Origin of the sequence: Campylobacter concisus, from assembly GCF_902460625.1 — a bacterium.
GTDB classification, from domain to species: domain Bacteria; phylum Campylobacterota; class Campylobacteria; order Campylobacterales; family Campylobacteraceae; genus Campylobacter_A; species Campylobacter_A concisus_AD.
Map to the genome: position 1 here is coordinate 54,506 of NZ_CABPUT010000004.1, position 23,016 is coordinate 77,521.

Annotated in this window: 17 protein-coding genes and 1 pseudogene; 5 read left to right on the forward strand and 13 right to left on the reverse strand. The window is 39.2% G+C overall.

The features are described from left to right. Positions 1-65 precede the first annotated feature (65 nt). Positions 66-2,518 (forward strand): annotated as a pseudogene (locus F3G69_RS03425) (molybdopterin-dependent oxidoreductase). A 48-nt stretch (positions 2,519-2,566) separates the two neighbouring features. On the opposite strand, the gene F3G69_RS03430 reads toward F3G69_RS03425, so the two are convergent. From F3G69_RS03430 to F3G69_RS03490, 13 genes are all read right to left on the reverse strand, one after another. After that, on the reverse strand, positions 2,567-4,399 hold the full coding sequence (locus F3G69_RS03430) for a dynamin family protein (protein WP_149714423.1): 1,833 nt from the start codon (positions 4,397-4,399) through the stop codon (positions 2,567-2,569). Next, positions 4,392-6,479 (reverse strand): dynamin family protein, encoded by a 2,088-nt coding sequence (locus F3G69_RS03435; protein WP_149714424.1) that lies wholly within the window; start codon positions 6,477-6,479, stop codon positions 4,392-4,394. The genes F3G69_RS03430 and F3G69_RS03435 overlap by 8 nt, the downstream gene beginning before the upstream one ends. Before the next feature lie 95 nt (positions 6,480-6,574). After that, positions 6,575-7,582 carry a tRNA (adenosine(37)-N6)-threonylcarbamoyltransferase complex transferase subunit TsaD gene (gene tsaD / locus F3G69_RS03440; RefSeq protein WP_149714425.1) on the reverse strand — a complete coding sequence of 336 codons (1,008 nt, stop codon included), beginning with the start codon at positions 7,580-7,582 and terminating at the stop codon, positions 6,575-6,577. Beyond that, positions 7,579-8,871: a M99 family carboxypeptidase catalytic domain-containing protein gene (locus tag F3G69_RS03445; RefSeq protein WP_149714426.1), complete on the reverse strand. Its 1,293-nt coding sequence runs from the start codon at positions 8,869-8,871 to the stop codon at positions 7,579-7,581. Before F3G69_RS03445 ends, tsaD begins: the two co-directional genes overlap by 4 nt. Continuing rightward, complete coding sequence (locus F3G69_RS03450; RefSeq protein WP_149714427.1) at positions 8,871-10,106, reverse strand: uracil-xanthine permease family protein; 1,236 nt, start codon at positions 10,104-10,106, stop codon at positions 8,871-8,873. The genes F3G69_RS03445 and F3G69_RS03450 overlap by 1 nt, the downstream gene beginning before the upstream one ends. After that, entirely contained in the window at positions 10,093-11,202 is a 1,110-nt protein-coding gene (gene dxr, locus F3G69_RS03455) for a 1-deoxy-D-xylulose-5-phosphate reductoisomerase (protein ID WP_149714428.1), read from the reverse strand. Before dxr ends, F3G69_RS03450 begins: the two co-directional genes overlap by 14 nt. After that, positions 11,184-11,915, reverse strand: a complete 732-nt coding sequence (locus F3G69_RS03460; protein ID WP_084041191.1) for a phosphatidate cytidylyltransferase — start codon at positions 11,913-11,915, stop codon at positions 11,184-11,186. The genes dxr and F3G69_RS03460 overlap by 19 nt, the downstream gene beginning before the upstream one ends. 231 nt (positions 11,916-12,146) lie before the next feature. Next, positions 12,147-13,046, reverse strand: a complete 900-nt coding sequence (locus F3G69_RS03465) for a restriction endonuclease (protein ID WP_149714429.1) — start codon at positions 13,044-13,046, stop codon at positions 12,147-12,149. Between the two features lie 361 nt (positions 13,047-13,407). Next, the gene (locus tag F3G69_RS03470; RefSeq protein ID WP_021091811.1) at positions 13,408-14,127 is read right to left on the reverse strand and encodes a fumarate reductase iron-sulfur subunit; all 720 of its coding nucleotides are present in this window, start codon (positions 14,125-14,127) and stop codon (positions 13,408-13,410) included. After that, positions 14,120-16,138 (reverse strand): fumarate reductase flavoprotein subunit, encoded by a 2,019-nt coding sequence (locus tag F3G69_RS03475; protein ID WP_072595155.1) that lies wholly within the window; start codon positions 16,136-16,138, stop codon positions 14,120-14,122. Before F3G69_RS03475 ends, F3G69_RS03470 begins: the two co-directional genes overlap by 8 nt. A 14-nt stretch (positions 16,139-16,152) precedes the next feature. Next, a complete protein-coding gene (locus F3G69_RS03480; protein ID WP_103600062.1) occupies positions 16,153-16,851 on the reverse strand; it encodes a fumarate reductase cytochrome b subunit in 699 nt (232 codons plus the stop codon). Between the two features lie 119 nt (positions 16,852-16,970). After that, entirely contained in the window at positions 16,971-17,786 is an 816-nt protein-coding gene (gene lgt, locus F3G69_RS03485; RefSeq protein ID WP_103600061.1) for a prolipoprotein diacylglyceryl transferase, read from the reverse strand. Between the two features lie 40 nt (positions 17,787-17,826). Continuing rightward, positions 17,827-18,468: an IMPACT family protein gene (locus tag F3G69_RS03490; protein WP_149714430.1), complete on the reverse strand. Its 642-nt coding sequence runs from the start codon at positions 18,466-18,468 to the stop codon at positions 17,827-17,829. 126 nt (positions 18,469-18,594) lie between these two features. On the opposite strand from F3G69_RS03490, the gene galU reads away from it, so the two are divergent. The 4 genes from galU (at position 18,595) to abc-f (ending at position 22,835) form a co-directional block, all read left to right on the forward strand. Then, positions 18,595-19,416, forward strand: coding sequence for a UTP--glucose-1-phosphate uridylyltransferase GalU (gene galU / locus F3G69_RS03495; RefSeq protein ID WP_149714431.1), 822 nt, complete (start codon positions 18,595-18,597; stop codon positions 19,414-19,416). Continuing rightward, positions 19,413-20,633, forward strand: coding sequence for a glucose-6-phosphate isomerase (locus F3G69_RS03500; RefSeq protein ID WP_149714432.1), 1,221 nt, complete (start codon positions 19,413-19,415; stop codon positions 20,631-20,633). Before galU ends, F3G69_RS03500 begins: the two co-directional genes overlap by 4 nt. Before the next feature lie 3 nt (positions 20,634-20,636). Beyond that, positions 20,637-21,182: a DUF1287 domain-containing protein gene (locus F3G69_RS03505; RefSeq protein WP_149714433.1), complete on the forward strand. Its 546-nt coding sequence runs from the start codon at positions 20,637-20,639 to the stop codon at positions 21,180-21,182. A gap of 63 nt (positions 21,183-21,245) precedes the next feature. After that, positions 21,246-22,835: a ribosomal protection-like ABC-F family protein gene (abc-f, locus tag F3G69_RS03510; RefSeq protein WP_149714434.1), complete on the forward strand. Its 1,590-nt coding sequence runs from the start codon at positions 21,246-21,248 to the stop codon at positions 22,833-22,835. Positions 22,836-23,016 lie beyond the last annotated feature (181 nt).

Consider the following 23,016-nt stretch of genomic DNA (forward strand, 5'->3'; position numbering starts at 1 on the left):
AACCCTAAATTTATAATTTCTAAAACCAACTAAAAACAATAAATTTAACCAAAATCGGAGAGAAAATGAAAAGACGAGACTTTTTAAGATTGAGCGCATTAGGCGCGGCTAGCCTTCAAGCAAAAGAGCTTGGAAGCGCAGAGCAAGCGTTATTTGACAAGAAAAGCGGACTAAGCGCAAATAAATTTGGCCCATTTTATGTAAAAACTATCGCGGGGCGTGTGGTTGAGACCGTGCCATTTGAGGGCGATGCTTATCCAAACGAGCTAAATAACGCAGTCATTGACTACATCCAAAACGAGAGCAGGGTAAAATATCCATTTGTTAGAAAGAGCTTTTTAGCTAATCCAAACAACCCAAAACCAGAGCTTCGCGGTAAAGAAGAATTTGTGCGTGTGAGCTGGGACGAGGCTATAAAGCTAAGTGCAAAAATTTTAAAAGAAAATTTTGATAAATACGGCGCTGAAGCGATCTACGGACAGGTTTATCAGTGGGGTAGCCTTGGCAAAGTTGGCCACAGCCAAAAGACCGCAAAAAGGCTACTTAACGTGCTTGGTGGCTACGTAAATGAGCTAGGTGGCTACTCATACGGCGCAGCGACTGTCATCATGCCTCACGTCACTGGCTTTGTCGATCCTGCGCTAGCGCCAACAAAGTGGGAGGCGATCTTAAAAAACGCCAAAACGATCGTATTTTGGGGCACAAACCCAGTAGTTTCAAATAAGATCGCCATTGGCGTACCGCTTCACAACTCATATAAATACTATGATGAGATCAGAAAAAAAGGCGCGAGTGGCGAGATGAAAATTTATATCGTCGATGTTTATCACAACGATAGCGCAAAGTACTTTGACTCAAAATACCTTGAAGTCGTGCCTTGCACCGATACAGCTATGATGATAGGTATATGTAACTACCTTTATGAAAAGGGCTTTACAGCAAAGAATTTATAGAAAAATACACAGTTGGCTTTGATAAATTTAAAGAGTACATGCTTGGCAAAACTGACGGGGTCAATAAAAATTTAGCTTGGGCAAGCAAAATTTGTGGTGTGAGTGAGCAAGATCTTGCTAAATTTAGCGAGGATCTAGCTAAAAATGACTCAGTGATAATTAGTGGCTATGCCATTCAAAGACAAGATCACGGCGAGATGGCATACTGGGCGCTTGTGACGCTAAATGCGATGCTTGGGCACATCGGCAAAGAGGGTTGTGGCTTTGTCACAAATGACGGCATGCACAAAAATGCTGATGAGAGCTTCATAGCGCCTAAACTAGCAGCTTTTGAGACGAAGGTACCTCAAAAATTTATTGATAGCGGGCTGGTGCCAAAGACAAAGGGCTACGAAATGCCAAACTCAAGGTTAATAGACGCACTTCTAAGCCCAGGCAAGGATATAACAAGAAATGGCAAGAGCTATAAACTGCCAAAGATCAGAGTGATGTTTAACGCAAATGGCTCAACTTTCACAAGGCATCCTGACGCAAATAGAGCTGTAAAAGCTATGCGAAACGTTAATGCTATCATCACTTGCGAGCCGTTTTGGACAAGTACAGCTAAATTTAGCGACATCGTCTTGCCAGCTGCGCTTGAGTACGAGCGAACTGACATCGAAATGGCAAACTCTACAAGCGAGTATCTATTTGCGATGAAGCCACTAGTTAAGCCATTTGGCGAGAGTAAGAGCGATTACGAGATCGCAAGACTGATTGCCAAAGAGTGGGGCAGGGAAGAGGCATTTAGCGAGGGTAAAAGCGAGCTAGAGTGGGTCAAGACAATATATGAAGATGCCATTAAAAAGGCTGCTGAGCTTGGGTATGAGAGCATGCCTAGCTTTGAGGAATTTTGGGAGAAGGGATATTTTAGATTTGACAAGATCGATGAGAAAAAACGCTACTTTACAAACTATAAGAAATTCCGCGACGATCCAGTGGCAAATCCGCTAAAAACGCCATCTGGCAAGATAGAAATTTACTCTGAGACGGTTGCTGGCTTTGGCTATGATGACTGCCCACCGCATGCAGCTTGGCTTGAGCCATTTGAGTGGCTGGGCGCAAAAAATAAAAAATACCCTATCGCGATTAGCGGCGCGCACTCTAAATTTAGGCTTCACTCGCAGCTAAATAACTCTGTGCTTCGCAACTTTAACGAGATCGCAGAGCGTGAGCCAGTGCTTATAAATCCAAAAACAGCCGAGGCTAGAGGAATAAAGATGGGCGATGTGGTGCGTGTATTTAATGATAGAGGTGAAATTTTGTGCGGTGCCTTTGTTACCGAGGATGTGCCACAAAATGTCGTAATAGTAAGCGAAGGTGCGTGGTATGACCCTGAAAAACCGGGCGAAAAGAGCCTTTGCTTGCACGGAAACTTAAACGTGCTAACAAAAGATGTACCATCAAGCAAGATGAGCCAGAGCAACACCGCTCACACAAGCCTTGTGAATGTCGAGAAATTTAAAGGCGTGCCAAAGCGTGTAACTGCATTTGACGCACCAAAGATCGGCGTAATGCACGCATAAAATAAAAGCTATCCTTAAATGGATAGCTTTAAGCTTTAAAAAATTTATTTATCTTAATAGCAATGAATTTTCACAAAGCTCTTCGATCTTTGAAATTTGCTCTTTAACTCTTGCTTTTAAGTCATCAAGCATTGCTATTTTTAAAGTATAAATTTCATTAAAATCGCTTTTTATATCAAGCAAAATTTTATTTAAAAACGAGCTGTTTGAGCACATTAAAGCTTCAAACTCATAAAGGCTAAACGCATCAAGCATACGCTCATAGACATCTTTTGCACTTGGGATATAAAGTGGTGTATTCATCTGCAGGTGCGACTCTAGCGTCTTTTCTATCTTTTGTTTTATAAAATAAACCGCAAGTTTGAGCGCGTTTTCATAGTTTGAGGCTAGTTTTATATCAAGCTTTTCAAAGAACAAAGAGACCTTTTGTATAGCCTTAAATTTAGCCGTTTCATACTCTCTTAAAAAATTTTCATATGTCCGTCCGGCATAGGTATTTATGGATTTTGTTTCGTAAGCCAAGGCTTGATCATCAAAGCTAGCGTAATTTTCATAGCGAGATTTGTATATTAAAAATTTATCCTCTAAATTTTTATAAAGCTCATTAAATGCTGAGGTTATTGCATTTTCTAGCTCTTTTAAATCTTTTTTGTAGCGTTTAAAAAATTTATTAAAAATCACATCTTCGTAGATAAGTTTTGAAAAGACTTCGTCGCTATCAAGGCTTATTACCTCAAAATTTTCACGCTTGTAAATTTCTTTATTTAAAAGCGTCTTTGAAGCGTTAAATTTCGTCTTTGAAAATGGTTTAAGTAGCTTAAATACCTCATCGGCAGCAAGTTTTATAACTTCACTCATTTGACTATAACTTAAAGCGATCTTTGGTTTAAACTCCTCTTTTATCGCCTCTAGTCTCTCATCTAATGAGCCACTAAATTCATCTAAAATAAACCGCGCATTATCATAAATTTCTAGATGTTTTTCTTGCTCGTTAGTTAGGAGTTTTACGATCTTTTTTGCCCTTGCTTTTATGAAATTTTCTTTAAAGCTCTTGTCTAAAAAGTATTCTTTAATAGCCTTTAGAGCTTCGTTAAAATTTGAAGCTTCAAGTAGGCTTTTGTCATTATTTGTTATATCAAGAAGAGCTTGCTTTGACGAGATAGCAATGATATCCTCAAAAAGCTCGCCATAAGTTTGCCTAGCGTGCTTTAGCAAACTTTCAAGCTCCTCCTCGCTTAGCTTGTCTTTTTGGTTGATTAGGCAGATCGCTTTTAGATCATTTGCTTTTAAAATTTCTTTGATACTTTCAAGCTCGCTTGCCTTTGCGGCGTTGTTTGCAAGGCTTAGCCATATTGCGCCGCTAACCTTTTTTAGCGTATTTTTTGTCTCTTTTGTGTCAGCATCTCTTAGCGAGTTTAGGCCAGGAGTGTCGATGAAATTTATCTCTTTTAAAATTTCACTTGGTGCATAAAGCGTCATACTAGAAACTTGATCGCCTAGCTTATTTAGCTCGGCTAGATCGCTACTTGCTAGCAGGCTTTCGCTACCATTTATAAATTTCACGCTTAGAAGTGGCATCTTTGCAAATTTTAGCCTCACAGCCTTTGCGGTGACTGGAGTTAGTCCTGATGGCAAGATATCTTGACTAAGAAGTGCGTTTAAAAACGTTGATTTCCCACTTGAAAATTGACCGATAACAGCTATTAGTGGTGGCTCATTTAGAGTATCTATTAGTAAATTTAAGCTCTCTTTTATCTGCTCGCTTATATGCAAACTAGGATCGTTTAGATCATTTACGAGCCTAGCTAGCTCGCCCTTAAAATCATTTGTAAAGACCTTAAAGTATCTCGCTTTGTAGGCATTTATAAACTCATTAAACATTTTTAATATCCTCTAAAAGTGAGTAAATTTCATCTTGTAAGGAGGTCTTTTGTTTAAGCTTTGAAATTGAGCTTTGATTTTGTAAATTTAGCTCATTAAGTTTTTCATTGAGCACTAAAAGCCTTTTATTTAAAGCCTCTTTTTGGCTCATCTCATAAGCCTTTACTCGCTCTTTTAGCAGCTTTTTTTCATGTTCTGCTAGCGTCTCACAAAACTGCGATATGCTTTTATTGTTAAGTAAATTTTGTCTTAAACTTAAAAGTGCCTCATCTGGCTCATTTTTACTTAAAATTTTAGCTTCAAGCTCATCTAAAAGCTCGCTAAAATCAAGCTCTACGCCCATTTGCTTTAAAAAGTCATTTATACTAAAAACTTTATTTTCACTCACCTTAAAGCCATCAAAGCTTAAAGCGATATTTTGCTCGCACGACTTTGTCTGCACCAAAGTTTCATTTCTGGCCTCTCTCATAAGTGCCGCAACTCCGTCACAAAGTGTAGTTTTTGCTATTTGTGTAAGACGTTTTAGATTTAAATTTTCTCTTTTACTTTTGCAGTAAGCGATCTCACTCTTAAGCCTTTCATTTAGATTTTGTAGTAACGCTTCAAGCCCCATTTTATAGATATTTTTTGCATTTTTATCATCGAGTTTTTTTAGCTCGCTTTCTAAAAGCCTTTCAAGTTTTGTGAAATTTTCATTAAGAGAATTTTTGATATTTGCTTGCTCGTTTTGCAAAGCTTCTAGCTCTAAACCAAATGCTTTAAGCTCTAAAATTTCAGCCTTTGTGGCTTCGAGTTTCGTTTTTAAAATATTTTGCAATTCTTTTTGATATGAGCTTAAAATGAGAGCTGATTTTTTAGAGTCTTTGCCAAAGAGCACCTCGTAAAGATAGTCCTTAAACTCCTCTACGCCGCTATTTAAAGCGCCATCAAGATAAGCTTTTGCACTAATGGCAAAATAGTCTATCTTAATATCATTTATCTGCTCGCCAATCGCCTTTTTTACGTAGTTAAGCGTTTCATTAATATCCTTTGGATTTAACTCGTCAGCGTGAGTTAGTACGATAGCAACTCTTACGATGTGCGAGTTTTCAAGGCATTTTTTCAAAAATAGTGCGTCTTTTTGCGTTGCACTTTGCGAAGCATTCATGAGATGAGCCAAAAGGTCGCACTCTTTCATAAAATTTGTAGTTATTTGCTCTCTTAATACGATCGCATCATCTATGCCAGGAGTGTCTATAATGCAGACATTATCTCTTAAAAGCTCTAAGTCATCATAAAGCTCAACGCTTTTTACGAGATTTGCTGTTTTTGAGCTTGAAGATGTATAGTTTTTGATCTCATCTAGGCTGATCTCTACGCTACTAGCTGGTAGATTTTTGCTTGAAAGTCCAAGCTTTTCTAGCTCATCTGGACTATAAAAATTTACCTTTGCATGGCTATTTGATGCGTACTTTAAGATGGTTAAATTTATGGTCTCAGGCACATTTGAAGTGCCAAGGACGGATTTGTTTAAAAGTGCATTTAAAAGGGTTGATTTGCCAGAGTTTATGATGCCGCTTACTGCGATGTTAAAAAGCGTTTCGTTTGATCTTTTTTTGGCGTTTTTTAAAGCTAGTAAAAATTCTTTATCTTCATCAAGCATGCTTGCTTTTTCATTTATCTCATTTAGAAAATCCAAGCTCTTGTGAAAATGATCTTTTGGCTTCGCATTAGAAATTTCTGCTTTATTTTGATTTGAGTTTTTGCTTATAAATTTTATTAAAAAATCAAATTTTTCATGGCTAATTATCTTTTCGTCACGTAGCTTTTGTAAGCGGGTTACAAGTTCATCGCTTGAAATTTTTGCCTCATTTAGTACTTTTAGCGTGGCTAGCTGAGCACTTTGTATGCTAAAGATATCAAGTCCAACGCCTAGCTTTTTTAAGATAGTTCTAAACTCAGCAAGAGCCATAAACTCATCCAAATTTTTCTCATCACAAGATAAAAGAAGTGCCAGTAGATCTGGGCAAAAAGGCACGCTCGCATCGGTATTGGCGTAAATTTTATTTAAATGCCAAGCGTGATTTAAAAACTCGTCCATTAAAGATTCTTTTTTTAAAATTTTTTAGATTTTATTACGTTTTTACTTACGAAGCTATCAAGATTTAGAAGCAAAATTTATGTTTTTTAAAAAGTTTAATTTAACTCAAGCTTTTTAAAGCTAACTCTTGGATTTATATTTAGCTCGCTATGGCTTACAAACTCGCTTTTTAGGTACTTCTCACGTCCCGCTCTTGCTATCATTAAGGCGTTATCAGAGCAAAACTCAAGCGGAGCTAGCAAAAGCTCGCACTCATTTTTTTGGCAAAGCGTTTCAAGCCTTTTTCGTAAATTTAGATTTGCGCTTGCGCCGCCAACTACGCCAAAACGCTTAAAATTTCTTAAACAAAAGACCTTTTCAAGCTTGTTTAAAATGTGTTCACAGGCTGTATTTTCAAAGGCGTAGCAAATATCTGCGATATCTTTTTGTGTGATAGTTTCAAGCTTTGAAATTTCAACTCTGACTTGGTTTTTTAGCCCTGAAAAACTATATTCAAGACGTTTATCGTGAAGAAGTGGAATGGTAAAATGAAACCTCTCTTTGTCTTTGCAAAGTAGGGCATTTTGCTGAACTACGGCACCGCCTGGATAGCCAAGATCGAGCATTTTAGCAACCTTATCAAAGCTCTCGCCAAAGCTATCATCGCTAGTGCTTGCAAGCTCCAAAATTTCACCATTTTCGTAAATCTCTAAGATCATCGTATGCCCGCCACTAACTAGCAAAACGCCAAGCGGGAAGGTGGCTTCGCGATCTAAAAATAGTGAGTAGATGTGGCCAACTAAATGATTTACGGCAATTAGCGGGATATTAAGAGCCACGCTTAGCGCTTTTGCCATGCTGACGCCACCTATTAGGCTCACACTTAACCCTGGCTCATTTGTCACAGCGATTGCTTTTATATCTTTAAAATTTGGCAAGATATCCTCTAAAAGTGCTGGCAGTGCCTTTGTATGAAGCCTAGCTGCAAGCTCAGGAACCACGCCACCAAAGATAGCGTGCTCCTCTTCTTGAGAAATTTTTTTATAATAAATCTTATCTAAGGTACGTTCATCTATGAGTGCGGCCGAGCTATCGTCACAGCTACTTTCGATGCCAAGTATCATCTAAACTCCGCTAAGATCATGCCAGCAAATTTCTCTTTGCCATCTTCATTTTTATAAAACTCGACTCGGTAAATTTTTCCGTCTTTGTCGATGCTGTAGCTTTTATTTAGGCTATTTTTAGTCACTTCTTGCTCGCTCTCATCTATACTTTTTGTGCCGTATCCTATGACATTTACGCGCACATTTTTGAGTGCTTTTATCTTAAAGCTCTTTTTCACGCTAAATTTATCTCCACTTTTTAATATAAGCTCGCTACTGTCGCTTATTAGTGAAATTTCATCAAGCGGTTTTGCAAACTCAAAATATTGTGGTTTTAATCTAGTAACAAAGCGGTTGCCATACTGCACTTTGAAGCTACCATTTTCTTTTATAACAGCTATTAGCGGATTTGGTGAGCTGTAATTTAACTCGCCTTTTTTAAGCGGGACAAAATTTATTAAAGGTTTTAGATTTTTAAGACTTATCGCGTATGAATTTTCAAGCTCAAGTCTGATCTCTTTTTCGATCGCCTTTTTTACGTTTTTAACATCAAGGTTAAACGGCCTAGTAAAGCTAATGCCAGCCTTTTTCATATATTCTTCAATGGCGATTAGATGGTAATAAGTCCTTTGCTCGGCATTTAAATTTTTACTAGCTTCGTTTGCAAAGGCTGATTTGTTTTGCGTGATAGCATAGTAAGTTAGGCTTTTTAGCATCTCTTTATCACCCATCGCAGTGTGTGTATTTTTGATGTGATACTGATGTTTTTGATCTATTAGATGCTTGTTTAGCACGTCTTTTACGCTTGAAGCAATGTTTTCAAGCTCTGGATATTTTGAGCCAGGAAGCGTGCTTTGATCAATGATGCAAGTATTGCCCCATTTATCTGGATTTTCGTCTTTGTTTATAAATTTATCTCTGTAATATCCGCTTCCATCGTGTAAATTTAAGATGAGCGTGACGTTTTTATCGGTGATGACATCTTTTATCTTCATTACTGAGTTGTAATCAGGATCGTTTTTATCAACATGGGCAAATTTTCTATTCATATCGCCTTTTGTGCCACGACTTCGCTCGATTATGCTTGGGAAATTTAAATTTGGCACGACCCAAAGCGAGCCTTTTGTGATGTTATAGTCAGTTGCCACGATAGAGGCTGCCAAAAATCCACCCGGCTCATCGCCTTGAATACCGCCGATTAACAACATCGTGTTTTCGCTTGGCTCACCTTTTTTGATGAGCGCATAGTCTAAAGTATTGGCTAAACTAGCAGTGGTAAAGGTTAGTAAAAAAAGTAAAAATTTACGCATTAATATCCTTCATAATGCTTTGTCTTTGGTAAAAGCAAATTTAAAACTATACCAGTAACCGCACCAAGCCCTATACCTGAAAATTTAACTGCTCCAAGGTCAAGCACCATGCCGCCGATGGCAAAGATGAAGATGAGGGCTACGATTATCATATTTCTAGGATCTGCAAGATCGACTTTGTTTTTTATAAGTGTCTCCATGCCAACGCTTGCGATGATGCCAAAAAGTAGCAGCATGATACCGCCGATGACTGGAGCTGGAATGGTTGAAAGCGCAGCTCCTAGCTTGCCAACGAAGGCTAGCACGATAGCAGTGATCGCTGCAAAGGTCATGATCGCTGGATTATAAGCTTTTGTAAGGCTAACCGCACCTGTGACCTCTGAGTATGTAGTGTTTGGCGGGCCACCAAAAAAAGCAGCAAGCGAAGTGGCAAGTCCATCTCCAAGGAGCGTATTTTTAAGGCCTGGATTTTTTAGAAAATCCTCTTTTGTGACATTTGAGATAGCAAGCATATCGCCTATGTGCTCGATTGCTGGAGCGATGGCGATAGGTATCATATAAATGATCGCTTCAAACTCAAATTTTGGTGTAGTGAAATTTGGCATTCTAAACCAAGATGCATTAAAGATAGGTGTAAAATCAACCATGCCAAAGCAGTAAGCTACGATGTATCCGGTGATAATACCAAGCAAAATAGGTATAAGCCTAAACATGCCACGTCCAAGCATCATCACTAAAATAGTAGCCACTAGCGAAATGCCAGCGACGATCATCGCCTCATTTTGTGTATAAATTTCAGTGGCTGATGTTGCCATTTTGACGGCATTTGGAGCAAGGATAAGGCCTATTGTCATGATGACAGGTCCAACGACAACTGGAGGCAAAATTTTATGCAAAATTTTCTCTCCGCCAAATCGGACCACGAGGCTTAAAACAACGTAGAAAAATCCAGCAAATATAACGCCCCCCATCGTCACGGCTATGCCCCATTTTTCGATACCGTACTGAAGTGGCGCGATAAAAGCAAAGGAGCTTGCTAAAAAAATAGGCGGAACATTTTTTCTAGTGATTAGCTGAAAAAGTAGCGTGCCAAGACCGGCTGTAAAGAGAGCTACATTTGCATCTAGTCCCGTAAGTATCGGCACTAATACCAGTGCACCAAAGGCGACAAATAAAAACTGAACGCCGATTAAGCTTTGCTTGGGATCAAATTTATAACCCTCATACCTTTGCATTTAGCATCCTTTTTGCGTAATTTCTAACTTCTTTATCAGCTTCAAAAATTTCATCAATATTTGAAATTTTAATATTTCTAAAATTTTTAACAGAGCTTAAAACGAGCCTTGAGATATCCAAAAACGAGCATTTTTTCTCTAAAAAGCTAAACACTCCAACCTCATTTGCAGCATTTATCACTACACCTAGATCAGGGTTTGCTAGGACCTCATCTTTTAGCGAAAAAATGGGATATTTTTTAAGGCTGATTTTATGAAATTTTATATTTTTTAGATCAAGTAAATTTGCGTGTGAGACAATATTTTCATTGATATTTTCAAACATAGCATGAGCGATAGCTAGTTTCATGTTAGGTCGCGAGAGGTGCATCGTGCTTGAGCCGTCTATAAACTCTACTACGGCGTGTATCGCAGAAGTTGGCTCTATCACAGCCTCGATCTCCTTGATGCCATAAAGCCAGTAAGCCTCCATCACCTCAAAAAGCTTATTTGCCATCGTCGCACTATCAATCGTGATCTTTGCACCCATATCCCAGTTTGGGTGTTTTAGTGCGTCACTTGGCGTGGCATCTTTTAGAAATTTGATCGGCTTTTTATAAAATGCGCCGCCACTTGCTGTGATGATGAGTCTTTTTGGTGCAGTTTTATTTTCAAGTAGAAATTTAAGTCCAAAATGCTCGCTGTCTATTGGTAAAATTTCTCTAGTCTTTAGAAATTTGCCGCCAACAACAAGACTCTCTTTGTTTGCAAGGGCAAGCCTTTTGCCAAGAGTTTGCGTCTTTAAACTAGGAGCAAGGCCAGCAAAGCCAACAAGGGCGTTTATTACCTTTTTTGAGCTTGAAATTTCTAGCATTTGTAGCAGTCCAGCCTCGCCAAAAAAGATATTTTTAGCTTCTACATTTTTTACATTTTTAACTAGCTTTTCATCGCCTACGCAGACAAATTTTGGCTTAAAATTTAAGATTTGCTCATTTAGTAAATCTACATTTTTAGCGCAGCTTAATACCTCAACCTCTACGCCAAATTTTTCGCAAAGGTTAAGGGCGTTTTTGCCGATTGAGCCAGTTGAGCCAAGTATTACCACGAGAGCGACCAAAGTAGGGCGACTACGCCAAATAAATAACCATCTATCCTATCAAGCATGCCTCCGTGTCCTGGGAAGAGTGAACCACTATCTTTGACGCCGCAAAGTCTTTTTAGGTAACTTTCAAACAAATCTCCCCAAACCGCAAAGACGCAGACTAAAAAGCTTGAGAATAAAATTTGAAAAAATCCTTCAGTTACAAAATTTCCAACAATGCAGCCAATTACAGTGCCTATCGCCACACCGCCTGCTGCACCTTCGATTGTTTTATTTGGTGAGCTTGGGCTAAATGGATGTTTGCCAAACATTTTGCCAACAAAAAATGCACCACTATCGCTTGCAACTACGCTTAAAATAAGCCATACAAGATAGCCTACGCCATACTCTGAGTAAAGCATCCACATCATAAAGATCGGCGTGGTCGGATAGACAAAAGGTGCGACTAGCTTTAAATTTTCACTTTTTATGTGAGCTAGGATCGAAGCAACTAGCATGATAGCAAGGATCGCTATGAATATTGGATTTGTAAAATATGTAAGCACGTAAAAAGCAAGTGCGGCAAAAACTAGCTGTTTGTGATCGATATTATAAAGCTTGAGCGACTCATTAAATGCAAAATAAAGCACAGCGCCGAGCAAGATAAAATTTAAAATATAATTATCAATAAAAAAAACTACTAAAATAGCAACAAACATCAAAACGCCAGTGATTATGCGAGATTGCATATCCTCTCCTTAAAATCGTTATTTCGCTGTAATTATAACACTTAAATTTTAGACGGCGTTTATAAGAATAAAATTTGATCTAAAAAGCATTTTAAGCTGGTAAATTTAGACTATTTTGGCGTTAGTAAAGATTTAAATTTGTTTTTAAGCAAATAAATAAAGCAAGACCAAAATGATCCCAAGTAGCAACTTGCAATAAATATACGCAGTAGTGCTTTATGGCTTAAAATTTTAAAAATTATTTTCCTCAAAAAAGTCGGTGTCGATTTTACAAATTTCATATATTTGGCTTGTTTGAACGCCGACTTTGTATTTTATCATTAGCTCTGCAAGCTTGTCGCCATCTATCAAAACCACACTAAAATTTTGATTATCTTTGGCGAAATTTTCAGCTTCTTTAGTAAATTTTGCCGTAGTGATAAAGACACCTTTTTTAGTATTTTTATTTGAGATGGCGCCGATAAACTGCTGAATTTCTGGCCTACGGATATTACTGCCGTCTTTGTATCTTTTTGCTTGGATATAAATTTTAGAAAGCCCAAGTTCATCTTCATCTATGATGCCATCTATTCCGCCGTCTGGACCTTTGTTCGTAAGATTTCCAGCTCCATAATTCATCTTTTCAAGTAGCTTTGTTACAAGGTATTCAAAAAATCTTGGCTCTTTTTCTAAAATGCTAGATAAAATTTCACTTTTTAGCTCCTCTTTTATTTTGCAAAGCGCTTCATCTATATTGTCATCTGGGGTGTTTTCCGTGGCTTCTTTTTTCTCTTGCCTTATCTCTTGTTTGTAAATTTCATCGTACCAAGTGAGAAATTTGCTCTTTTTGTCCTTGCTACTTACTAGCTCTTTGCCAAAATTTGTTATGGCAAATAGGCTTCTACCAACTTTTTCAAGAGGTATCATTTTTGGTTTTGACCTAACTTGTGTGGTTGTAGCTAGATAAAATAGAGCCCAACTTGTTCTACTTATATAGGTCGGTGTCCCATTTTTTATTTTTTGCAAAAGATCTTCGTCTTTTAACTTAAAATGCTTAATTATAAATTTAGAAATTTCAGCTCTATTTGCCTCTTTCTTTTGTGCGACAAATTCTAAAATAGGCAGCATCATATCTTTATAACTTGGTAACATTTTATATCCTTAAATGAAGCAAATTTTGAAATTATATAAATTTTTTGGCTTAAAAGCTATAATCAAAACATGAGATGTCTTGGTCTAACAAATTTTCTTTTAGAAAATATTAGCTTATTTGTAAACACCTTTGCTACGATATTTGCACTAATTTTTTGTTTTGTTTCTGGTGTCGGAATCGTCTTTATATTTATCGCATTTCCACTTGGTTATATAATGGGCGCACTCTTATCAATCCCATTTTTGATATTTTTATTTTTCTTATTTGTATCTATTGATATCTTTTTATGCCTTTTGGCATCTATTTGCAGTCTTTTTTAATAAATTTAGAAGTAAATTTGGGGCTTTTACAGCCCCTTGGCTACTTTATGGCAGCCATTTTTCTACGCATATAAGCTATTCGGCTTTGAAGTGGGAGGTGTTTAGGGCAGTTGTCTTCACAGCCTAGCAAAGTCATACAGCCAAATACGCCGTCATCGTCGCCGATAAGCTCGTAAAAGTCCTCATCGGTTCGTTTATCAAGCGCGTCGATTTTAAACCTAGCTACGCGGTTAAGTCCGACCGCGCCGATGAAATCAGGCCTCATGATAGCCGTACCGCATGCAGCCACGCAGATACCGCACTCGATGCAGCGATCAAGCTCAAATACCTCTTGAGCCACTTCAGGTTCAACCTTTTCCTCAAGCTTAGAGATATCTGTCTCGTGATCTGTGTGTATCCAGCTCTCCACACGCCTACTCATCGCATTCATCCAGTTGCCGGTGTCTACGCTTAAGTCTTTTAGTAACTTAAATACTGGCAAAGGCATAAGCTCAATTACTCCGCTTTCAAAATCCTTAGTAAGAGTTCTACAAGCTAATCTTGGCTTACCATTTACGAGCATACCGCAGCTTCCGCAGATGCCGGCGCGGCAAACGAAGTCAAAGCTAAGATCTGGGTCAAATTTCTCACGAATCATATTTAACGCGATAAATAATGTCATACCATCAGTCTCTTCCAACTCGTAGGTCGCGAAATGTGGTTTTGAAATTTTGCTTAACGGATTATATTTAAATGCTTTTATGGTTATTTTTCTACTCATATCCTATTCCTGCTCTTTCGTTTGGTGCTTTATATTTTGGTTGAAGATCATAGTGCATTAAAGCCTCTTGAATTTCTTGTCTGCTCTTACCTTCAGCTTGCATTTTCTCACGAATTTCATCAACCTCTTTTTGGCGGATGGCACTATCTGGATGCTCAATAATATTACCTTTCGCACCATAGCCTCTAAATGCTGGTGGCATTTCCATTTTCATAATATCAAGTGGCTCATATACGATAGTCGGTAGCGTATCGCCCTCTTTCCAGCTAGTTAGAGTTCTGTTTAGCCAGTTTAGGTCGTCGCGTTTCGGATAGTCCTCGCGGCAGTGCGCTCCGCGGCTCTCGGTGCGATCAAGCGCGCCTTTTGCGATACAAAGGGCTAGTTTTAGCATCTTCGGTACGCGGTAGGCTTCCTCAAGCTCAGGGTTGCCAAATAGCGCCTTGTTTGTGACTTTGACATCTAAAGATTGTTTATAAAGCTCTTCTAGCTCTTTTACCGCTACGGCTAGACCTTCGCCAGTTCTAAAGATCGCTACGTGCTCCCACATGATGTCTTTCATCTTATTTTTGATCTCAAATACGTTAAATTTGCCCTCTTTTTCGACTAGACTTTTTAGATAGTCTTCCTCTTTTTTAACGAATTTTTCGATATCTGCGGTATTTATATCTATCTCGTGGCTGCCGCAGTAGTCGGCAAAATAGTCCCCAACGATCATGCCAGCTACGACGGTTTCTGAAACGGAGTTGCCGCCTAGGCGGTTAAATCCGTGCATATCCCAGCATGCAGCCTCGCCGGCGCTAAATAGACCCGCTAACGTCGGGCTCTCGCCTGTAGGCTTAGTTTTTATACCACCCATAGAGTAGTGCTGCATAGGTAGGATCGGCGCCCAACCTTTACCGCGCTGTCGTCCATTCTCGTCGGTATATACTTCGGTGTCGGCAGGATCGATGCCGTTAAAGATTTCGCAAATTTCTTGAACGTCGCGTAAATTTTTCTCGATATGTTCGCGTCCTAGGATCGAGATATCTAGCCAAACGTGATATCCGTATGGGCTAGGTACGCCTTTACCTGCGCGGATATGCTCCATGATGCGGCGGCTTACGACGTCGCGGCTAGCTAGTTCTTTTTTCTCAGGCTCGTAGTCTGGCATAAAGCGATATCCGTCCACGTCGCGTAAAATTCCGCCGTCGCCGCGGCAACCTTCCGTTAGCAAGATACCGCTTGGAACGATCGGAGTCGGGTGAAACTGAACAGCTTCCATATTTCCTAGCTGAGCTACGCCGGTCTCAAGAGCGATGGCCGCACCTATACCCTCGCAAACTACGGCGTTTGTAGTGTGTTTATAAACCCTACCGTAGCCGCCGGTGGCTATTAGCGTGCCTTTTGCGACGTATGCCGTGATCTCGCCGTTAACTAGATCGCGAACGATCGCGCCGTAACAGCGGTTGTTTGCGTGGATTAGCGCGATAGCTTCTTTTCTGTCGTGAATTTCGACATTGTGCTTTAGAGCTTCGTTCGCTACGGCAAAAAGCATAGTGTGACCGGTGGCGTCGGCTGTAAAGCATGTTCTCCATTTTTTAGTTCCGCCAAAGTCGCGAGAGTGGATGAGTCCGTGGACTTCTTCTTTTTCTACGATAGTCGTTTTTTGAGCGTTGATAATAGCGCTTCTTTCGCCTTTTGTTATACGAGTCCAAGGCACGCCCCAAGCCGCTAGCTCGCGGATCGCCTTAGGCGCGGTTTGACAAAACATACGCGCAACTTGCTGATCGCAGCCCCAGTCGCTACCTTTTACCGTGTCGGCAAAGTGTACGTCCTCGTTGTCGCCTTCGCTCATTTTTGAATTTCCCAAAGAGGCTTGCATACCGCCTTGCGCAGCTGCAGAGTGCGAGCGTTTTACAGGTATTAGGCTTAAAACGACAGTGCTTAAGCCCTTTTCTCCAGCAGCCACAGCAGCTCTAAGACCAGCTAGACCACCACCAATTACCAATGCATCATAATATTTTACATTCATCTTCTAGCTCCTTTTTAATGGCTGATCCACACGAAATCGGCGATTAGCGCAATTATAGCAAGTATGCCATAAACGGCAAATACAATTGTTTTTGCCTTATTCCTTTTGGCAAACATTTCGTGCTTATTTGCACCATCAATGCTTATCCATTTGACATACAAGCGGTACATACCGATACTAGCGTGAACGACCATAAAAACAAGTAGTGCGAAGTAGAAAATTTCTAGTTGATGAAAATTTTTAGCTGAATTATCTGCAGTAATGTGTCCGCCAAAGACTATATCCACTAGGTGCGCGCTGGCTGCGAAAAATAGAGCAAAACCGGTTAAAAACTGAAACCACCAAAGCGTAGTATCAAGGTGCTTCATGCGGTCTTTGTGACCTCTAAACATTAGATATTGTCTGTAGTTTGCTGGAAATTTTCTCATAGCTAAAAATGCATGAGCGATAAAAATGGCAAATATTACCGCGGCAATAACGTTAGTGATCCACCAAGTAGTTTCTCCAAATAAAAATTTAGCCTCCGCAAACCCTACGACAGCGTTAAATGCGTCTTTGCCAAGTAGTATAGTAGAAGTAAAAACCATATGACATAAAATAAAACAGGCCAAAATAAACCCTGTAATACTTTGCCATCTATCCCAAGCGGCTGGAGTGCGACTTTTTTTGTCGTCCGACCGTTTTCCCAAAAAACCTTCTATAAGCCCGGTCATGAGCCCTCCTAAGAAATTTGAAATAAATTATCATTTCTTAATACTAATTTAAATATTAGTATTAATTGATAAAGCTAATGCTATCAGATTTTTACTTTAATATTTTTTAAACACTTATATTAGAGCTTTGAAAATTTTTTATAAAGCATGGCATAAATAAAAATTCCAAAACCACACATGATAAGTGATAATATTTGACCCATTGAAAGATTAAAAATAATAAATCCAAGCCCTGAATCAGGCTCTCTAAAAAATTCACAAATAAATCTTGCAAAAGTGTATAAAATAGCATAAAGCGCGATCAGCTCGCCATTAAATTTCTTAAATTTCCTATATAAAAATAAAATAATAAAAATAACTAAACCTTCTAAGAATGCCTCATAAAGCTGACTAGGATGCCTTGGTTGTCCAAAAACATTTATTGCCCAAGGCACATCTGTAACTCGTCCAAAAAGCTCTTGATTTAAGAAATTTCCAATCCTGCCAAATGTATAGCCAAAAGGTATGCAAACGGCACAAAGATCAAGTAGCTGCCATAAATTTTGTTTATACCTTTTGCAAAATAGATATGTCGCAAGCAAAAAGCCAACTACTGCTCCGTGGTAACTCATGCCACGAATTCCTATAAATTCGCCGTTATGAAATGGATTAAAAATTTGCCAAGGTTGCGTCAAGTAGTAGCTTACTTCGCCTGAATATACTAAAACCCAGCCGAGCCTAGCACCTAAAATAACGCCTATTTCAACCCAGAAAAAGTAATTATCCAAGAGCTGATTTGAGATTGGGATTTTATCTTTTTTAACGAGATATTTTGCCATGGCAAGCGCCAAAACAAGGGCTAAAATATACATAAGCCCATACCAGTGCACGCTAAAGCCAAAGATACTAAATGCGACTGGGTTAAAGTGGTTATAAATGTCGTTCCAAATTTCCATTTTTACTTTCTTTTTAAAATTTTTGCGATTTTACAATGATTTAGCTTTGATGAGCGAATAAGCTCTTGCCACTAAGTGCAAGGGCTAAAAATTTAAACTCGCTTGCTTCAAATTCTTTGCAAAATTTAAATAGCTCGGCAAACTCAGCCTCGTTTAAATTTATGCTCCAGATCGCTCCAAGGTCATTAAAATCTCTTTCAAACTCACTTAAATTTTTAGTGGCAAAATAGTGCTCAAAGCGGCTCATTAATGAAAATGGCGTAAAAAATTTGATCTCATCTTTTATCTCAAATTTCATCACGCCACCATCTTTTATAGCCTCATTTATCACCTCATTTACTGCCCCAGAGTAGGCCCTAACAAGCCCTCCAGTGCCAAGCTTTATCCCGCCAAAATACCTGACTATCAAGACGCCAACATTTATAAGTTCGGCGCCCCTTAGCGCGTTTAGGCTTGGCTGTCCGCTAGTACCCTTTGGCTCGCCATCATCGCTTTGATTTTCAACGATTTGTCCGTATTTGTTTAGCTCTCTTGTTGCCCAAACTACGTGAACAGCCTTAAAATGCTCCTCTTTTAGGCGTTCATGCAAACTTTTAAATTCGCTTATCGGGCACAAAAATGCTAAAAAATTTGACTTTTTTATATCAAGTTGAGCTTTAAAAATCCTATCAATCGTCTGCAAATTTGCTCTTTTCTTTAAATTTTAAAAATCTTATCAATTTGCTAATTAAAGCCTTGTAAATTCAGATAAATTTATATTATTAAGGAAAAGATAGTAGAATTTTGCAATTTTTCACGAAGGACTAAAATGATACAAACTTGCCTATTTCCAGCAGCTGGATACGGAACGAGGTTTTTGCCAGCTACAAAATCGCTCCCAAAAGAGATGTTGCCAATCCTTACAAAACCGCTCATTCACTACGGCGTTGATGAGGCACTTGAGGCTGGCATGGATAATATGGCCTTTGTCACAGGACGCGGAAAAAGGGCGCTAGAGGACTATTTTGATATCAGCTACGAGCTGGAAAAAGAGATCGCTGGTAGCTCAAAAGAGTCGCTACTTAGTGAGATAAGAAATTTGATGAACTCATGCACATTTTCATTTACTAGACAAAATGAGATGAGAGGGCTTGGACATGCCATTTATACGGGCAAAACGCTAGTTCGTGATGAAGCATTTGGAGTCATTTTGGCAGATGATCTATGTATAAATGAAAACGGCGAGGGTGTGCTTTCACAGATGGTTAAAATTTATGAAAAATACCGCTGCAGCGTAGTTGCTGTGATGGAAGTGCCAAAGGAGCAGACTAAGTCTTACGGCGTCGTAAGCGGTAGGTTTATAGAAGATGACCTAATAATGGTCGATGATATGGTTGAAAAGCCTGATCCTAGTGAGGCTCCGACAAATTTAGCGATAATCGGGCGCTACATCCTAACGCCAGATATTTTTAACATCTTAGAGCGAACAAAGCCAGGTAAAAACGGCGAAATTCAGATCACAGACGCGCTAAAAACGCAGGCAAAAGATGGCATGGTGCTAGCTTATAAATTTAAGGGCAAGAGGTTTGACTGTGGTAGTATAGATGGCTTTGTCGAGGCTACAAATTTCTTTTACGAGCGCAGTAAATGATAGAGACCTCATTTAAATTTAGCTTTGCAAGCAGCGAGGTTATTGGCTCCTACGCCAAACGCATAAACGATGAGTACGAAAGCGGCGAGATAGGCTACTACCACCTTCCAGTGCTTGGGCAAAATTTACTTGGCGAGATCGAGGAGTATGAAAAGGGGCTAGCTCATATCAAAAATGTCGTGCTAGTTGGCATTGGCGGTAGCAGTCTTGGTGTAAAGGCGTTAAAATCAATGCTTGATAGTACAAAGGAGATAAAAAGAGAGCTTTTGTTTTTAGATAATGTCGATCCTTGCAGCTACAAAAGCACGCTTGATGGGCTAAATTTTGACGAGACACTTTTTATAATAAGCTCAAAATCAGGCAACACGATCGAGACGATCACTATTTTTAAGTGCTTGCTTGATGACTTTAAACCTCAAAATTTAGGTAAAAATTTCCTCATCATAACTGATCCTGGCACAAATTTAGAAAATTTTGCCAAAGAAAATGGCATTAAATTTTTTAACATTCCAAAAAATGTTGGCGGTAGATTTAGCGTGCTAAGTGCGATCGGCCTTGTGCCTCTTGGCATCTGCGGCTACGATATAAAGGCACTACTGGATGGCGCGCTTGCTTGCAAGGAGCAATACATCGAGCAAAAAGATAGCTCCATAGTCGCTAAAGCTTACCACTACGCCACTAGCAGAAATGCCAGTATAAATGTCATTTTTAGCTATTGCGATAGATTTTTTGAATTTAACGACTGGTATGTGCAGCTTTGGGCGGAGAGTCTTGGTAAAAAAAGAGGCTATAAAAGGGTCGGCCTTACGCCAGTTGGACTTGTTGGCAGCCGCGATCAGCACAGCTTTTTGCAGCTTATCATGGACGGCGTAAAAGATAAGAGCGTGACATTTATAAAGATAAAAGATCACGCGAGCGACAAAACTATCCCAAGCTTTAGTCTAAAAGGGCTTGAAGAGTGCGATTTTGTGGCAGGTCTAAGCCTAAATGAGCTTATAAATTTGCAGTGCGACGCGACAGCTATGGCACTTGTGCAAGAGGGCATAAGTGTCGATACTATCACGCTTGAGAGGCTTGATGAGTTTCATGCTGGCTGGCTCATTTTTTATTACGAGCTACTAACCTCGGCCACTGGCATCATGCTAGGCATCAACACCTACGATCAGCCAGGCGTTGAGATAGGAAAACGTATTCTAAAAACTATGCTTTTAAAGTAGAAAATGAAGAAATTTCTACTTTTGGCTCTTTTTGCCACACAAATTTTTGCCTTTTCGGCGAGTAAATTTGTAAATGATGCTAGGTCGCAGATCGGCGTGACGCTAAGTTACGATCCAAGCTACGAAAGGCTCGCCTATCCTATGGGCGACGTGGATATCAAAAAGGGCGTTTGCACCGACGTTGTGATAAGAGCGCTACGTCATCAAGAGATAGATCTGCAAAGGCTCATTTTTGAAGATATGAGTATAAATTTTGCAAGTTATCCTAAAAAGTGGGGACTTAAAAAGGCTGATAAAAACATTGATCATAGGCGTGTTTTAAACATCGCTACCTATCTAAAAAGAAAAGGTTTTGAGGTGAGTGATGATAAATTTCTGCCAGGCGATATCGTCACATGGATGCTGCCAAGAAATTTACCTCACATCGGTGTGATCTCAGATAAATTTGAAGGCCAAACACCGCTTGTCATTCACAATATCGGTTCTGGCGTACAAGAAGAAAATATACTTTATAGCTACAAAATCACAGGTCATTTTAGGCTAAAGTAGCAAAAATGGCTTTTTAATCAAATTTTAGGCAAAATCGCAAAAAAATAAATTCAAGGAAAAATAATGTTAGAAGTTAGGGGACTTACTCAAAGATTCGCAAGTAGTTTGCTATTTGAGGATGTAAATTTAAAGCTAAATCGCCACAATAGATACGGACTAATCGGTGCAAATGGCGCTGGTAAATCGACATTTTTAAAAATTTTAAGCGGAGCTATCGAGCCAACTAGCGGCGAGATCATCATAGAAAATGGACTAAAAGTGGGCGTGCTTGGGCAAGATCAGTTTGCGTTTGAAAATTTCACGCTAAAAGACACAGTCCTTTATGGCAATAAACGCCTATACGACGCTGTAAAAGAGAAAGAAAAACTTTATATGAGCGAGGAATTTACTGATGAGATAAACGAGCGCTTAAGCGAGCTTGAGATGATAAGCGCCGAGGAGGATCCAAGCTATGAGTACGAGACTAGGATAGAAAAAATTTTAAGCTCGCTTGGGTTAAATGAATTTGATAAGCTAATGAGCGAGGTCGAAAACTCAGATAAAGTTAAGGTTTTGCTAGCTCAAGTACTCTTTCCAAAGCCAGACATTTTATTTTTAGACGAGCCGACAAACAACCTTGATATAGACGCAATCGCATGGCTAGAAAACGAGCTAAACCGCCACGAGGGCACACTTGTGGTTATCAGCCACGACAGGCACTTTTTAAATAGAGTTTGCACAAACATTTTGGATGTGGATTTTAAGAAAATTCGCGAGTTTTCAGGCAACTATGACGACTGGTATATGGCTGCAAATTTGATCGCAAAGCAGCATGAAATGGAGCGTGATAAGAAGCTAAAAGAGAAAGAGGAGCTGGAGAAATTTATCGCGAGATTTTCAGCAAATGCGAGTAAGGCAAAGCAGGCGACCTCTCGTGCAAAACAGCTTGAAAAGCTCGATATCGCAGAGATCGCAGTATCAAGCAGGCGTGATCCTAGCATACTTTTTCGTGCAAACCGTGAGATAGGAAACGAGCTAATAGAGCTTAAAAATGTAAGTAAGAAATTTGATGATAAAGTGATATTTGAAAATTTTAACTTTAAGCTTGAAAAGGGCGACAAGCTAGCCATCATCGGTCATAACGGTGTTGGTAAAAGTACGCTTTGCAAGATCATAATGGGCGAGCTAAAGCCTGATGCGGGCGAGGTACATATAGGCGCAACCATCGAGCTAGGATATTTTGCGCAAGATACGGTAAATAAGATAGATGGCGAGCTAAAGCTTTATGAGTACTTACAAAATGCTAAAAACAAGGACATAGACGAGATCAGAAAGTGCCTTGGTAGGATGCTCTTTAGCGGCGCTGAGCAAGAAAAGGCAGTGGGCGCGCTAAGTGGTGGCGAAAAACACCGCGTGAGACTAGCTCAGCTCATGCTTCATAGGCCAAATTTACTTGTAATGGATGAGCCAAACAACCACCTCGATCTTGAGGCTATCATCGCGCTTGGCGAAGCGTTTTATAACTTTAACGGCTCAGTCATCTGTGTGAGCCACGACAGGGAGCTAATAGACGCCTTTGCAAATAGAATTTTACACCTAAAAGGCAATGGCGAAGTGGTTGATTTTAAAGGCACATACGAAGAGTATAGAGCAAATTTAGGGCTTGAGAGCTAAAATTTGTTATTTCTTGCTCCTGATTGTAGGGGCAAGATTAAAATTTATATTTACTATAAATTCTTACAAATATTAATCTAACCATATAAATTAAAAATAGCTTATAAAAATTATTAAAATCCAATAAAAAGACTTTATAAGTAAATAAGAAAATTAATAAGAATTTTCTAAAGTATTAGTA

Coding starts and splice junctions, on each gene's coding strand:
- F3G69_RS03500 (WP_149714432.1), top strand. CDS start 19,413: ATGATAGAGACCTCATTTAAATTTAGCTTTGCAAGCAGCGAGGTTATT.
- F3G69_RS03430 (WP_149714423.1), bottom strand. CDS start 4,399: ATGTTTAATGAGTTTATAAATGCCTACAAAGCGAGATACTTTAAGGTC.
- F3G69_RS03445 (WP_149714426.1), bottom strand. CDS start 8,871: ATGCGTAAATTTTTACTTTTTTTACTAACCTTTACCACTGCTAGTTTA.
- F3G69_RS03470 (WP_021091811.1), bottom strand. CDS start 14,127: ATGAGTAGAAAAATAACCATAAAAGCATTTAAATATAATCCGTTAAGC.
- F3G69_RS03435 (WP_149714424.1), bottom strand. CDS start 6,479: ATGGACGAGTTTTTAAATCACGCTTGGCATTTAAATAAAATTTACGCC.
- tsaD (WP_149714425.1), bottom strand. CDS start 7,582: ATGATACTTGGCATCGAAAGTAGCTGTGACGATAGCTCGGCCGCACTC.
- abc-f (WP_149714434.1), top strand. CDS start 21,246: ATGTTAGAAGTTAGGGGACTTACTCAAAGATTCGCAAGTAGTTTGCTA.
- F3G69_RS03465 (WP_149714429.1), bottom strand. CDS start 13,046: ATGTTACCAAGTTATAAAGATATGATGCTGCCTATTTTAGAATTTGTC.
- F3G69_RS03450 (WP_149714427.1), bottom strand. CDS start 10,106: ATGCAAAGGTATGAGGGTTATAAATTTGATCCCAAGCAAAGCTTAATC.
- lgt (WP_103600061.1), bottom strand. CDS start 17,786: ATGGAAATTTGGAACGACATTTATAACCACTTTAACCCAGTCGCATTT.
- F3G69_RS03460 (WP_084041191.1), bottom strand. CDS start 11,915: ATGCAATCTCGCATAATCACTGGCGTTTTGATGTTTGTTGCTATTTTA.
- F3G69_RS03505 (WP_149714433.1), top strand. CDS start 20,637: ATGAAGAAATTTCTACTTTTGGCTCTTTTTGCCACACAAATTTTTGCC.
- F3G69_RS03475 (WP_072595155.1), bottom strand. CDS start 16,138: ATGAATGTAAAATATTATGATGCATTGGTAATTGGTGGTGGTCTAGCT.
- F3G69_RS03480 (WP_103600062.1), bottom strand. CDS start 16,851: ATGACCGGGCTTATAGAAGGTTTTTTGGGAAAACGGTCGGACGACAAA.
- galU (WP_149714431.1), top strand. CDS start 18,595: ATGATACAAACTTGCCTATTTCCAGCAGCTGGATACGGAACGAGGTTT.